The sequence below is a fragment of the Pseudoalteromonas sp. SaAl2 genome, assembly GCF_052947895.1.
In genome coordinates, this window is record NZ_CM129605.1 from 132,106 (window position 1) to 145,744 (window position 13,639).

Annotated in this window: 15 protein-coding genes and 1 pseudogene; 15 read left to right on the forward strand and 1 reads right to left on the reverse strand. The window is 40.6% G+C overall.

Going from position 1 to position 13,639, the window contains the following annotated elements:
* Nucleotide 1: 1 nt before the first annotated feature.
* A pseudogene (locus tag ACU8V8_RS00630) lies at nt 2–909 on the reverse strand (1-aminocyclopropane-1-carboxylate deaminase/D-cysteine desulfhydrase).
* 87 nt (nt 910–996) lie between these two features.
* On the opposite strand from ACU8V8_RS00630, the gene ACU8V8_RS00635 reads away from it, so the two are divergent.
* From ACU8V8_RS00635 to ACU8V8_RS00705, 15 genes are read left to right on the forward strand one after another with little or no spacing between them, the layout of a single operon-like run.
* A complete protein-coding gene (locus tag ACU8V8_RS00635; RefSeq protein ID WP_446888482.1) occupies nt 997–1,938 on the forward strand; it encodes an MSHA biogenesis protein MshI in 942 nt (313 codons plus the stop codon).
* Nucleotides 1,928–2,527, forward strand: coding sequence for a PilN domain-containing protein (locus tag ACU8V8_RS00640; RefSeq protein WP_446888483.1), 600 nt, complete (start codon nt 1,928–1,930; stop codon nt 2,525–2,527). The genes ACU8V8_RS00635 and ACU8V8_RS00640 overlap by 11 nt, the downstream gene beginning before the upstream one ends.
* A complete protein-coding gene (locus ACU8V8_RS00645; RefSeq protein WP_446888484.1) occupies nt 2,524–3,204 on the forward strand; it encodes an agglutinin biogenesis protein MshJ in 681 nt (226 codons plus the stop codon). The genes ACU8V8_RS00640 and ACU8V8_RS00645 overlap by 4 nt, the downstream gene beginning before the upstream one ends.
* Nucleotides 3,182–3,502 carry an agglutinin biogenesis protein MshK gene (locus ACU8V8_RS00650; RefSeq protein WP_446888485.1) on the forward strand — a complete coding sequence of 107 codons (321 nt, stop codon included), beginning with the start codon at nt 3,182–3,184 and terminating at the stop codon, nt 3,500–3,502. The genes ACU8V8_RS00645 and ACU8V8_RS00650 overlap by 23 nt, the downstream gene beginning before the upstream one ends.
* Nucleotides 3,480–5,150 carry a pilus (MSHA type) biogenesis protein MshL gene (gene mshL / locus ACU8V8_RS00655; protein ID WP_446888486.1) on the forward strand — a complete coding sequence of 557 codons (1,671 nt, stop codon included), beginning with the start codon at nt 3,480–3,482 and terminating at the stop codon, nt 5,148–5,150. Before ACU8V8_RS00650 ends, mshL begins: the two co-directional genes overlap by 23 nt.
* Nucleotides 5,151–5,152: 2 nt before the next feature.
* Nucleotides 5,153–6,055 (forward strand): ExeA family protein, encoded by a 903-nt coding sequence (locus ACU8V8_RS00660; protein ID WP_087533325.1) that lies wholly within the window; start codon nt 5,153–5,155, stop codon nt 6,053–6,055.
* Nucleotides 6,052–7,122, forward strand: coding sequence for a tetratricopeptide repeat protein (locus ACU8V8_RS00665; protein ID WP_446888487.1), 1,071 nt, complete (start codon nt 6,052–6,054; stop codon nt 7,120–7,122). Before ACU8V8_RS00660 ends, ACU8V8_RS00665 begins: the two co-directional genes overlap by 4 nt.
* Nucleotides 7,119–8,846 (forward strand): GspE/PulE family protein, encoded by a 1,728-nt coding sequence (locus tag ACU8V8_RS00670; protein WP_446888488.1) that lies wholly within the window; start codon nt 7,119–7,121, stop codon nt 8,844–8,846. The genes ACU8V8_RS00665 and ACU8V8_RS00670 overlap by 4 nt, the downstream gene beginning before the upstream one ends.
* Entirely contained in the window at nt 8,833–10,056 is a 1,224-nt protein-coding gene (locus ACU8V8_RS00675) for a type II secretion system F family protein (protein ID WP_446889559.1), read from the forward strand. Before ACU8V8_RS00670 ends, ACU8V8_RS00675 begins: the two co-directional genes overlap by 14 nt.
* A 2-nt stretch (nt 10,057–10,058) precedes the next feature.
* Nucleotides 10,059–10,652, forward strand: coding sequence for a prepilin-type N-terminal cleavage/methylation domain-containing protein (locus tag ACU8V8_RS00680; protein ID WP_446888489.1), 594 nt, complete (start codon nt 10,059–10,061; stop codon nt 10,650–10,652).
* Between the two features lie 22 nt (nt 10,653–10,674).
* Entirely contained in the window at nt 10,675–11,208 is a 534-nt protein-coding gene (locus ACU8V8_RS00685) for a prepilin-type N-terminal cleavage/methylation domain-containing protein (protein ID WP_446888490.1), read from the forward strand.
* Entirely contained in the window at nt 11,198–11,710 is a 513-nt protein-coding gene (locus tag ACU8V8_RS00690; protein ID WP_446888491.1) for a type II secretion system protein, read from the forward strand. The genes ACU8V8_RS00685 and ACU8V8_RS00690 overlap by 11 nt, the downstream gene beginning before the upstream one ends.
* Nucleotides 11,697–12,233: a type IV pilus modification PilV family protein gene (locus tag ACU8V8_RS00695; RefSeq protein ID WP_446888492.1), complete on the forward strand. Its 537-nt coding sequence runs from the start codon at nt 11,697–11,699 to the stop codon at nt 12,231–12,233. Before ACU8V8_RS00690 ends, ACU8V8_RS00695 begins: the two co-directional genes overlap by 14 nt.
* Nucleotides 12,233–13,063 (forward strand): PulJ/GspJ family protein, encoded by an 831-nt coding sequence (locus ACU8V8_RS00700; protein WP_446888493.1) that lies wholly within the window; start codon nt 12,233–12,235, stop codon nt 13,061–13,063. Before ACU8V8_RS00695 ends, ACU8V8_RS00700 begins: the two co-directional genes overlap by 1 nt.
* Entirely contained in the window at nt 13,053–13,547 is a 495-nt protein-coding gene (locus tag ACU8V8_RS00705; RefSeq protein WP_446888494.1) for an agglutinin biogenesis protein MshP, read from the forward strand. Before ACU8V8_RS00700 ends, ACU8V8_RS00705 begins: the two co-directional genes overlap by 11 nt.
* Nucleotides 13,548–13,639 lie beyond the last annotated feature (92 nt).

A 13,639-nucleotide genomic window follows, 5' to 3' on the forward strand; every position in this document is an offset into this window, starting at 1 on the left:
TCTAAATAAGTTGCCGATAATGCAATCCATCTAGCCCTTGTAGCCCACCGGTGTGAATTGCCGTAATTTTACTTCCTGCAGGAAAATAATCAGCGTTGATTAATTGCCATAATGCGAACATCATTTTACCAGAATAGATAGGCTCTAATGGTAATTGATGTTGAATTTGCATTGTTTGACAAAAATGCCAAAGCTCTGCGGAGAACTTACCATAACCCCCCCGTGATAATCACATAATAACTGCCAGTTACTTTGTGTATTAGCGCGTAAACTCAGGGCTTTAATTTCGTTTATAAGGTAATCAGCCTGTTTTAATACCGCGATACCAATTACTTGAGTATGTGGCTTAGCTCCTTCAATTAGTCCTGCTAATGTACCACCACTGCCTGTTGGACAAATAATATAATCAGACTCAGGCAATGACTGGGCTAGTTCTTTACAGCCTTGTAAAGCTGCTTGGTTTGTTCCGCCTTCTGGTAATAGATAGGCGTTTGGAAAGCGTTGCTGCAACCGTGCTAAATACTCATCACTATGGCGTTCTCGGTACTCAATACGAGTTACCGGATAAAGTTGCATATTACACTGCTTGGCAAACTCAATGGTGGGGTTGTGTAAATCAAGCTCAGGCCCGCGAATGATGCCATGGGTTCTAAAGTTAAAATGTTTTCCGGCTGCTGCGCAGGCATGTATATGATTTGAAAAGGCGCCGCCAAATGTTACTAGCTCGTGCTTATTTTGAGCTTGCATCTCAATTAAATTGTACTTTAGTTTACGCCATTTATTGCCATTAATGAGCGGGTGTAGCAGATCATCGCGCTTTATGCATAATGAAATATTTCTTTTTTTTAACTCCAAGCTATCTATCTGTTGCAACGGACTATTTTCATCAATAGTGAGCAGATTATGCATAAGAGTACCTTTTTTCTAAAGTGAAAACTTGCGGGCTAGTAAAAATATACGATACTTAAAAAATCAATAGTTAACATAAGTAGCTATATGAAAAAAAAGATTTTTTCATTGTTTCCTTGGTTGCAACAAGGGTTAGAACCGAATTGCGTAATAGGAATAGCTACCTATGCAAAAACAGTGAATGCCGTAAGCTTAAAACGCATGCAGGGGCACTGGCAAATCGATAAAACTCATAGTGTTGCTGTGGCAGAGTCAAGGGATTATACAAAAGCAATTGCGACTTGTACAAACGAAGTTAGTACGCTTTGTTGCGCGATTAATTTAGTGATACCTCACCACTATTATCAAATTGTACAAATGGAAAAACCTAATCTGACAGATGACGAAATTGTGCAGTCTTTACCATGGACAACTAAAGATCTTGTCAATGTTGCACCAGAGAATATCATCGCAGATTTTATTGATTACCCGATTTCTTTACCAATGCAAGCGAATAAAATGAATGTGTTTATTACCGATAAAACACAGATTCAGCCTTTCATAAACAGCTTTGCATCTACTAATGCAGTTTTACGCTCAATGACTTCAGAAGAAATGGTATTACTCACTTTATTTGGTAAAGATAAAGATGCGCATATGCTGGTGGTACAGCATATTGAACATGAGCCAAGAATATTAATCATTTGTGACGGTAAGCTGGTGTTGGCGAGACGGCTAAATGGCTTTATAGGCATTACTGAAAAAGATCAAAACACTGCTTTTATAGATGCTTTAGGGTTAGAGATACAGCGTTCGATGGATTTTTTTGAAAGTCAGCTAAAGCAACCACCTATTCGCAGTATTCAGCTGCAGTGCGACGATTTATCTTCTTTAACACTTAGAGCGGAACTTGCAGAGCTATTACAAGTTAAGGTTGTTGATTTTCAACCTAACCTTGCCTTATCAGAGGGCTTAGATAGTCAGTTTTTCTATGCCTTAGCTGCAGCTATATCTATGGCTGAAAGTAAAGAGCCGCGCAATGAAGAATAGAATCAATTTCTATCAAAAATCATTACGTCCTCGTCGTGACTTATTGCCATTACAGGGTGTATTAGCTCTGTGGGGCATAGCGCTATTTGTTATTGCCATAAGCTGGGGTGGGTTTGCATTATCAGCTTACTTTAACCAACTAAAGGCGCAACAAAGTGAATCAACATTAAATGAGATTAGTAACCAGTTACAAGTTGTAAAAGCTAAATTAGATGAAAAACAAAATAAAGATCAGTTTGTTAAGCAGTTAAAAAAGATTGAACAAGAAATTGCTCATAAACAACAAGTGTTTGGCTACTTGGATGATGCACAAACTTTATCGAGCATGGATTATAGCCAAGTGATGCTTGATTTAGCGCGTTACCATGTGGCGAGTATTTGGTTAACCCAGATAACATTTTCTGAGCAAACAATGACTTTAAAAGGGCAGGCAAGTCAATCAGCTAAGTTACCTATTTGGCTGAGTAGTTTAAAGCAATCAAGGTACTTTGCAGGTAAGGAATTCTCGGTTCTAGAATTTGAAGATAAAGACGGCTTAAGTGAATTTAATGTAGCTACAGAGGTTGCTGCTAAGGAAGATCAGCCATGAAAACTGAAAAGTCCTCTCGTAGTTGGCCGGTATGGGTGAAGTATCAAGCTCGTTTTGCTGTACTGCAAATAAGAGAAAAGCTAGCTATTTTATTTGCAGGGTTATTTATTATTTTATATTTAGGTTACCTATTTATTGTAGAGCCGGTGCAAATTCAAGCAAATAAACAACATAAAGCTAATACCCAAGCCGAGCAGAAAATAGCTCAAAATAAAATACAATTAGCGATGTTAAAGCAAGCCCTAAGTAATGACTACACTAAAGAATTACGCCTACAAATAGTACAAGCAAAGAGCGAGTTGGCTATTACTGATGAAAAGTTGAGCCAATTTAGCAAAGGCTTTGTCAGCGCTGAGCGGGTTCCAAGCATGTTGCGGCAGCTATTAAAGGAAAGTTCCGAGGTTAAGGTTGTTAGTTTTAAAGTGCTAGAGCCTAAAGCTATCGATGTTTCTAAAGTAGGTGAAAACGAAGCGAAGATACTGTTTTTTGAGCATCAAATGGTGCTCACATTACAGGGGCAGTATTTTAACTTGCAACAATACTTGGCATCGCTAAAACAAAGTAAAGAAAAGCTTTTAATCCAGCGCTTTGACTATCAAGTTGAAGATTATCCTCGGGCACAATTAATCATACAAATAGCAACGGTGAGCGCGAATGAAAAATTTATTGCTCTTTAGTGTGTTTGGGTTATTTGTTTGCTCAACAGGCGTAGCTGCAGAGCAGTTGGTCGATCCAACTAGGCCACAAAACTTGCTCGCTACTAGCGTAGTTAAAAATCAGCAAAGTAGCCTTAAGTTGCAATCAATAATTAAAAGGTCAGGCCGCTATAAAGCGATTATTTCAGGACAAATTTATACCGTAGGCGATCAGATAAATAATTATAAAGTGCTAACCATAAGCTCTAAGCAAGTTGTGTTAGCGAATGACAACAAGCAAATAAAATTAGATTTATATGATTATAAAATTAAAAATTAAATTACCTAGTCAGCTGGCTATTTTATTGCTGTTACCCATCTACCTTGCTGGTTGTCATAGCTTTGCTCCGGGTAAAGAAATAAAGCCACATATAGAGCAAGAGCTCACCGCCCAGCCTGAGCCGCAAACTACAGTCGCCCCGCTGATGGTGCCAGATGAAGTGACGCAAAGTTTATTGTCGTCATTTGATAGCGAGCATAGTTTTAATACAGAGCTGGCAGTTAAGCGTTTTGAAGTGGCTGCAAATGAAGTTGAAGTGCGTGCTTTTTTTACCGGCCTAACAGATGATACGCCCTACAGTGTGGCTATTCATCCAGAGGTCGCGGGCACAATCAGCCTTACGTTAAAAAATGTCACTTTTGATGAGGTGATCAGTGTTATCAAGCGGATGTACCCACTTGATATTGTATATGAAGGCCGCGTAGTTCAAGTATTACCTGCCAAGATGCGTACAGAAACGATACCGGTTAATTATTTGATGATGAAGCGCAGTGGCCAATCTACGGTGAGTGTTGTTGCAGGTGGTGTGAGTCAAATGGCTGATAATAACTCAAGTCAAAGCAGTGCTTCAAATAACTACAGTAACAGTAATCAGCAAGAGAGTGAGTTTGGTAATAATCAAAATATTGAACTTAACGGTTCGCGGATTCAAACCACGAACAGCAATGACTTTTGGAAAGATCTAGAGCTGGCTTTAAAATCTCTGATTGGCACCGGTGATGGGCGCTATGTTATTGCCAGCCCACAAGCAAGCTTAGTAACGGTAAACGCATTACCGAGTGAAATAATGCAGCTAAAGGACTTTTTACGTCAAACCCAAGAAAATTTACAGCGACAAGTGATTTTAGAGGCAAAAATAGTCGAAGTCACGCTTAAGGATGAATATCAGCAAGGTGTTAATTGGAACGAAATAGCGGGCTCAATAGGCAGTACAAGCCTGTCGTTTGCGACCACTGCTGCTGGGCAAATAAGTAATAGCATTACAGCCGCTTTAGGTGGTGTATCAAACTTAGTTATTAATAATGCAGACTTTACTGGAGTGATTAGCTTATTAGAAACCCAGGGCGATGTACAGATGCTCTCAAACCCTCGAGTCACTGCAACTAACAACCAAAAAGCGGTCATTAAAGTAGGTCAAGATGAGTACTTTGTTACTAATGTTTCAAGTACCACAGTGACAGGGAATGCGACCACAACAACCCCTGAAATTGACCTAACCCCTTTCTTTTCAGGGATTGCGCTCGATGTAACCCCACAAATAGATAAATACGGTTCGGTGATCTTACATGTTCACCCCTCAGTCACTCAAACTGAAGAGCAGCAAAAAGTAATTACCCTAAATAATGATGAGTTTATTTTACCGTTAGCACAAAGCAACATAAGGGAATCAGACACAGTAATTCGTGCGCAAAGCGGTGAAATAGTTGTGATTGGTGGCTTGATGCAAACGATAACCACCGATGAAGAGTCTAAAACGCCAGTATTAGGTGATATTCCCTTATTCGGTAATTTATTTAAAAGTATTAGTAAACGCCAAGAAAAGAAAGAGCTCGTTATATTGCTAAAGCCAACAGTTGTAATGCCAGATACCTGGAAAAAACAACAAACACGCAGCCGCCAATTACTTAATACTTGGTATGAGAACTAGCTATGTATTTGAGCTTCTTTAATTTAAGTGAAATGCCTTTCACCTTAACCCCTAACACCGAGTTTTTTTGTGCCCTTGCGCCGCACAATGAAGCCATGCAAGTACTTATTACAGCACTTGAAATGGGAGAGGGATTTATTAAGGTAACTGGAGAGGTCGGCACAGGTAAAACTTTATTGTGCCGTAAATTACTTAATCAAATAGAGCACGATTACACAGTTGCCTATTTACCCAACTCATATTTAAGCCCCGATGAGCTACGCTGGGCGCTTGCTGTAGAGCTTGGTATGGACGTTGATAAACAGTTAGATCAGCAAGCGCTTAGCCAGCTGATAAATCATCATTTATTAGCACTACAAAAAGAAGGCAAAAAAGTTGTTTTACTGATAGATGAAGCGCAAAGCCTAAGTTGGGATGCTCTTGAAGCGCTTCGCCTATTTACCAATATTGAAACTGAAAGCGAAAAGCTGATTCAAGTGGTGCTATTTGGTCAGCCTGAATTAGACGAAAAACTAGCGCATACACGGGTTCGCCAATTACGTCAGCGTATTAGCTTCTCTTACCAGCTAAGACCAATGACCACAGGTGAAGTCATTTATTATATTAATCATCGGTTACAAATTGCGGGCTTTAAAGGTGCGCCGCTATTTACCAAGCAACTAGGCTTAAAAATAGCACAAGCAAGTCGTGGTATTCCTCGGTTAGTGAATATCTTATGTCATAAAACCTTGCTGCAAGCTTACGGTGAGGGGCTCACAGAAGTAAGTAGCCGACACATAAAGCTGGCGGTAAAAGACACCGAAGATTGCACCGTGAATAATTATATCAATGGTTGGAATGTTGCTGTGGTGAGTGTATCGGCGCTTGCCATAATGATGATTTGGGCTTGGAGGCAATGGCTATGAGCGTCATTAATTCTATGCTTAAAAATATTGAACAGCGACAGCCAACAACTTCGTTAAATGAGCAAGGTACTGTTGTAGTTGAACCTGTCTATGACTCACATGGCTTTATTAAAAAGCTACTAATAATCGCCATTGCCTTGTTAGTGGTTGTATTGAGTTATATTTATTTACCTACAGCAAGTGATGATGCTGCCGCTCAATTGTCAGAACGAATGGATGTAGTTACCAAAGCTCAAAGCTCAAAAGAGACCGAGCAAAATAACACGCCAGTGTTAATCAATGCTCCTGTGGTGAGTAACTCTGATGTAATTAAACCAGTTGCTAAAGTCGAACCCATTATTGAAGAAGTCGCGGCGGTAAAAACAGACACCAAAGAGCCGGTTGTAACTGAAAAACCTATGGTTGCAGCTGTCGCTATTGAGTCAAGTAAAGTACCTACCGCCAATAAAGAAAGTAGTTTTCAGGTTAAAAAAGTGACTCAGCAACGTACCGAGCAACAGCAAATAGCCCAGTTACTGCGTCAAGCTAAGCAAGCCCTTGAATTTGGTTTATATCAGGAAGGCATAGATGATTTAAGCCAGATTCTTAATCGAGATAAAGGGAATATAGCAGCAAGAAGTCTACTCGCAGCGACTTATTTTCAACAGCAAGATATTTTATCCGCGCAAAGTATTTTAGAGCACGGCATTGCGTTTGACTCGCAGGTACTCGAGTGGCGTGTCCTACTTAGTAAAATTTATATTACTCGTAAGCAATATTCAGTTGTACAACAACTATTAAGCGATGACTTTGATAGCCAGGGAGATTCGCAATATTGGGCGCTTAAAGGCACTGCTTCACAGCAATTAGGGGATCATATACGTGCATTAGTTTGCTTTGAGCAACTAACACAACTACAACCTCAGCAAGGCAAATGGTGGCTAGCCATGGCAACCTCCAAAGATGCGCAAGGAGATTACCTCTCGGCGAAACGCTATTACTTAGCTGCTATCGAAGTGGGTAACTTAAACCCAGCTGTGCTTAAGCATGCAGAGCAACGATTACAGGCCTTAGGAGGTGTGTCATGAGGCCCAGTCTACGTCTAAGGTTAGGTGATTTATTAGTTGAAGAGCATATGATCACTGAAGCGCAATTAAGTGAAGCGCTAAACGTGCAGGCTGCAACTGGCCGTAAGCTCGGTGCGACGCTAATTGCCCTGGAATTTATTAGTGAGCCACAATTGCTAAGGTTTTTAGCTCAGCAGTTAAAAGTTCCCTTTTTAGATATTTCGCAACGTAAGATCTCGCCAGAAGTATCCAAGTTGCTTTCTGAGGTAATGGCACGCCGTTATAGAGCGTTGGTCATAGAAGATAACGGCGACTCAGTACTTGTGGGCATGAGTGATCCAGCCGATTTAAGAGGACTTGATCAACTCGCGCCAATTTTAGCACCTAAGCGAATTGATTTAGCCGTGGTGCAAGAAAGCCAGATCATGGCGGCTTTCGATAATGTTTATAGAAGAACTGAAGAAATAACCAGCTTTGCTGAGCAGCTGCATGAAGAGTATGAAGATGTAGAAGAATTTGACTTAAATTCGTTAGGTGATGAATCCTCTGATGCGACCGTAGTAAAATTATTACAATCGATTTTTGAAGATGCGGTTCAGGTCAGAGCGTCAGATATACATATTGAACCAGATGAAGGCATGTTACGAATTCGTCAGCGTGTTGATGGGGTATTACAAGAGCATGTTCTCAATCAAGTTAAAATAGCATCAGCATTAGTTTTACGACTTAAATTGATGTCTGGCTTAGATATTTCAGAAAAGCGTTTACCACAAGATGGCCGTTTTAATATTAAAGTGCACACTCATAGTATTGATGTTCGTTTGTCTACTATGCCGGTTCAATATGGCGAATCGGTTGTTATGCGGCTGCTTGATCAATCTGCCGGGTTACTATCATTAGATGAAACCGGTATGCCTGCAGCGTTGCTAAAACGGTTTCGCTCAATCTTAAAGCGCCCTCATGGCATGATTTTGGTAACCGGGCCAACAGGCTCAGGTAAAACAACCACTTTATATGGTGCGTTGAGTGAGCTAAACCAGCCAGAAAATAAAATTATTACAGTAGAAGATCCGGTGGAGTATCGCATTGGCCGGATAAACCAAGTACAGATTAAAAATAAAATAGGGCTTAGTTTTGCCAGTATTTTAAGAACCGCACTACGCCAAGATCCTGACATTCTAATGGTGGGGGAAATGCGTGATAAAGAAACGGTTGATATAGGTTTACGGGGCGCATTAACAGGGCATTTAGTGCTTTCAACTCTGCATACTAATGACGCAATAACCAGTGCAATGCGGTTAATTGATATGGGAGCGCCAGCCTATTTAGTTGCCAGCTCACTAAGAGCCATTATTGCTCAGCGTTTAGTTAGGCGGGTATGTCAAAATTGCAAGCATACATATACACCCGATGCTCAAGAGGCAAGCTGGTTAAAGTATTTAAATGTTAATGTAGACAAAACCGAATTTTTTTATGGTAAGGGGTGTACCGCGTGTAATCACTCTGGTTACAAAGGTCGGGTCGGTGTTTTTGAGTTACTCGAAATGGATGAAGCCATGATGGAGTGTCTTCGTCAAAATGACACTCAAGGTTTTGCTAGTGCGGCTAAAAACAATCCTTACTTTGCACCGTTATCCACAATGGCTTTAGAGTATGCCAAGCAAGGGCTCACCACTTTAGATGAAGTATTTAAAGTGGCTGAATATATTCCTGAAATGGTAGGAGGTGATGATGCACCTTTATAACTATCAAGCTAAAGACCAAAAAGGCATTTTAATTAAGGGGCAACTTGAAGCTGCTAGTCAAGCCGGTGTTGCCGATAGCTTGTTAAAACGCCAATTTACGCCGATATCGATTACCCAAATTGATAGAGAAAGCGATATTAACCTACCGCTAGGCCAGTTATTTAAAGAAAAAATAGACCTTGCAGACATGATTATGTTTTCTCGGCAAATGTATTCGTTGCTCAAAGCGGGTATACCGATTATTCGTGCCATGGTGGGGTTAGCTGATACCACACAGAATAAAGAGTTTAAGCTAGTTTTAACAGACATAATCAAACAACTAGAGCAAGGTCGGGATCTTTCCAGTGCCATGACCATGCACAATAAAGTATTTAGCAGATTAACTATCGCAATGGTTTTGGTGGGCGAAGGCTCAGGGCGATTAGAAGATGCTTTTCACCAACTCGCTAGTTATTTTGAGAAAGAACAAGAAACGCGCAAACGCATAAAAGCCGCAATGCGCTACCCCACTTTTGTGATTGCTGCGTTATTAGTTGCCATGGTGATTTTAAATATATTTGTGATCCCGGTGTTTGCCACCATGTTCGCTAAATTTGATGCAGAACTACCATTAATGACCCAAATTTTGGTGGCAACAAGTTACTTCTTCGTTAATTACTGGTGGCTTTTATTACTAATACTGGTTAGCAGTGTGATCGCTTGGCGCCGATACCTAACAACAGAAGTTGGTTTATATAATTGGGACCACTACAAATTAAAAATTCCTATAGTGGGAAACATTATTCATCGCTCATTACTTGCAAGGTACAGCCAAAGTTTAGCTATGGTATTGCGCTCGGGTGTACCTATGACTACAGGGCTATCGTTGACTGCAAAAGCGGTTGATAACAGTTATATGGAGCGAGCAATTTTAAATATTCGTCAAGATATTGAAAAAGGTGACAGTCTGTTAAGAGCTTCGAGAAGTAGCAAGCTTTTTTCCCAGTTAGTGCTACAAATGGTTGCGGTGGGTGAAGAAACGGGCCGAGTAGATGAACTTTTGCAAGAAGCTGCCGATTATTATGAGCGAGAAGTTGATTACGATTTACGCAGTTTAACCGCCAAGATAGAGCCTATTTTAACCGTGATAGTGGCTGTTATGGTGCTTATTTTGGCATTGGGTATTTTTATGCCAATGTGGAACATGATGTCAGCAATTAAAGGTGGTTAGTAATGCTGGGTAGAGTGCGCCATATGGCTGGTTTTTCGCTTTTGGAACTGGTGCTTGTGGTTATTTTACTGGCTATTGTAATGAGTATTGCAGTACCGCAGTTTTTAGATATTAAGGAGCGAGCTCACCGTTCAAATATTGATGCCTTTGCTGGTGGTTTTGCCAGTGCTGTAGGTTTAATTCGAGGACAATGGGAACTAGACGCGAGGCCATCTGGCAGTGAGGCTTCGCAGTTTGTTACGCATATAAATTATGGAGGTGTAGTTGTTGGTGTTGATGGCAGTTTAGGCACGCCAACAAGTGATGATACAGAGCAAGAGAACACGCAGGCATTAGCGATGAGTAGTACCAAATGCCAACAGGTGCTGAATGTAGTTTTACAAGACGCGCCAAGCAATACCCTAAGTAGTGACGCGTCAGTAGTTAAAGATTCAATGTTTTTAGTGAGGTATAACGCAGATAAGCTGCAATGTATTTACTATTTAACTCATTCTTTAGATGCGAAAAATATTCCAATAGATGGTGAACCACACGTTGGCACCAGTGGATTTTCGTATTTTCCTGTAACAGGCAAAGTACAGATTTTTAAATCTTAAGTAATAACAAAGAGGCTTACTTATGAAAACGCAATCAATGAACAGTAACATAGTGAATAAACAAGCAGGTTTTACTTTAGTAGAACTGATAATCGTAATCGTCATTTTAGGTATTTTGGCCGTTGTTGCAGCTCCTCGCTTTTTGAATCTGCAGGGAGATGCTAATGCATCAACACTTGAGGGCGTTCAAGGCTCTATTCGCAGTGGGATGAATATAGTCAATGGTAAAGCGATAATCGCAAACGTGCAAAATTATGCATATGACGACGCCAATGTAACCCCAGAAGTGGAAGGCGTAGCACTTCATTATGGCTACCCTGTTGGTACCATTGAAGCATTTGAGAAATTCTTAGATATTGATTTTGCAGATGTGACTGCTGTTGCTTCAAATGTAAATGGTGCTGATTTCAATCTGGTCGATGGTGATAGTGAAACCACAATAGTTACTATCTTCCCTAATAGTTATGTTGTAACCGATAATTGCCGTGTTGAGTACACACCAGCAACGAGTAAAGATAATCCACCAGTAGTTAATATCGAATTGGATGACTGTTAATTCACGCACAATGAAATATACGTGTAAGCAACGATTGCGTGGCTTTACTTTGGTTGAATTGATTATCACCTTAGTTATTTTGGGTATCCTGTCGGTAACGGCAGGGCCCAAGTTTCTAGGGAGTTCAACGGAAGACGCTTATGCATATCGCGATCGGGTATTAGCAGTGCTAAGAACAGCTCAGTTACGAGCAATGCAAGATACTGGGCTTACGAGTTGTCATAAATTGTACATAACCGCGACCTTAATTGCAGGACCGACACCGGATACCTGCACAGGTGGTGCTGATGTAAATAACCCGGAAGATTCAGTAGTAGCTATTAAAACGCAGCGCAGTGATTTTGTTTTTACTGCATTGGACGATCAAGGGGCCCAATTTACGCAGATCAATTTTGATCCTTTAGGTCGAAGCGATCAAAGTTGTGATGGCACTTGTCGCATTGATATATCGCTTGCCGGTGTGTGTATCAGTGGCGAAGGGCTTATTTATGCGTGCCCATAATCATGGATTTACCTTAATTGAATTGATTATCAGCATTGTCATTTTTGCCATTGCACTGACGATTATTACAGGGTTAATTGCACCTCAAGCACGGCAAAGCGCAGACCCTATCTTACAGTTGCGGGCAAATGAGTTAGGGCAATCATTAATGAATGAAATTTTGGCCAAGTCATTTGATGAGCACAGCGAGCGTGCACCGCCATTTAGGCGTTGCTCTGAAAGTTCATTAGATGCTGAAGATTGTACAAGCTCAGAGAACTTAGGCTCAGAAGAGGGCGAAACACGCACCACTTATGATGATGTTGACGATTATATTGCATTGAGTGATCAGCCTATAACAAATAGTTTGGATCAAGTGCTTACCCAATATCAAGGCTTTAATGTGGTCGTTACAGTTACGTATGACAGTGACTTTAATAGCGCAACAGCAAACGATGGTGTACTAGCAAAGCGTGTCACGGTAATTATAAGCAGTCCCAATGGCGAAGAATACGGTTTTAGTGCATATAAGGGTAATTATTGATGAGTAAGTACCTAAAACAATCAGCATTTACCTTAATAGAGCTTCTGCTTGTTATGGTTATATTGGGGATACTGGCTGTTACTTCTTTTGCTTTTATTAACTCAGGATTTACTATTTACAGTCAGGGTGTGGAACGCCAAGAAGCTGTTGCACAAGCACGTTTTATGTTGACGCGTTTAGCAAAAGAGCTACGCCATGCGATGCCAAACTCTTTACGTTTAAACTGCGAAAACAGCTGTAGTCTGAGTCAGTGCCTTGAATTTACGCCTTTTCAATCAGCTACCCATTACACAGGTTACTTACCTAACTCCGCTCCCTTTATTGTTACGGCAGTTGATTTTGAATTAAACGGCTTAACTCAACCAAGTGTTGGCGACTGGGCCAGCATTTATCCATTAGATCCAGCAGAAGTCTACGACGTAAGTAATAACAAACGTCTGCAATTAACTAATTTTGTATCATCAGCAAGCAGTGAGTTAGATCAATGGCAATTTGATCAAGCATTTGCACAAGAGTCACCAGCAAAACGAATTTACTTACTGGCACTGCCCGTTAGCTTTTGTGTAGAAGGAACACAGTTATACCGTTATCAAGATTATGGCTTCAATACCTCCCAGCTGGATGCAGTTGAGTTACAAGCTATAACAGGCGTCAAACGTGATCTATTAGCGCTCCATATAGGAAACAACTTAGCGAATAATGCATTTTTTAGAATTGGGGATATTGCATTAACTCGTAATGCCGTACTGAATATTCACGCGGTCATGGCGTTTAATGATAACGAAGCCATGATGTTTAATCATGAGGTGCATATACCTAATGTACCTTAACCCACGGGTAAAAAGAACGATTATAAATAAAGCTTATCAAGGTGGGAACCTACTGATTATCACTTTGGTGATCATCGTTGTACTGCTAGTACTTGGCTTGGCGTTGGTCAGGATCTTATCGGCATCTTCGCAGCAAAATGTGATCGAGTATTATGGAGCCCGCGCTTATTTAGCTGCGCAAAGTGGTTTAGAAAGCGGGCTAACTGAAATATTTCCACTTAATAGCCCTGTATTAAACTGCGCAGCAGTAACTACAACCCCTGTTTTTCAAACTCAGTATTTAGAAAACTGTGCAGTAACAATAACATGTCAGCAATACTTAAATGTACCCGATACCAGTAATAGCGCAGGCTCGGTAACTATTTTTTATTTACAAAGTCGTGCCACATGCTCGCCAAGTAGTTGTGCAATAGGCGAAGCATGTCGCAAAGATTACTGGCAAACTCAGCGTACACTTTCTGTCGAAGCGAAGACCTTACCATGATATATAAGTTATTCACCTTTATAATCATATTACTTTTTAGTGCTACCAGCATTGCTGTAGTGCCTAAAATTGAAGGGCGTTTTATTGAGTTA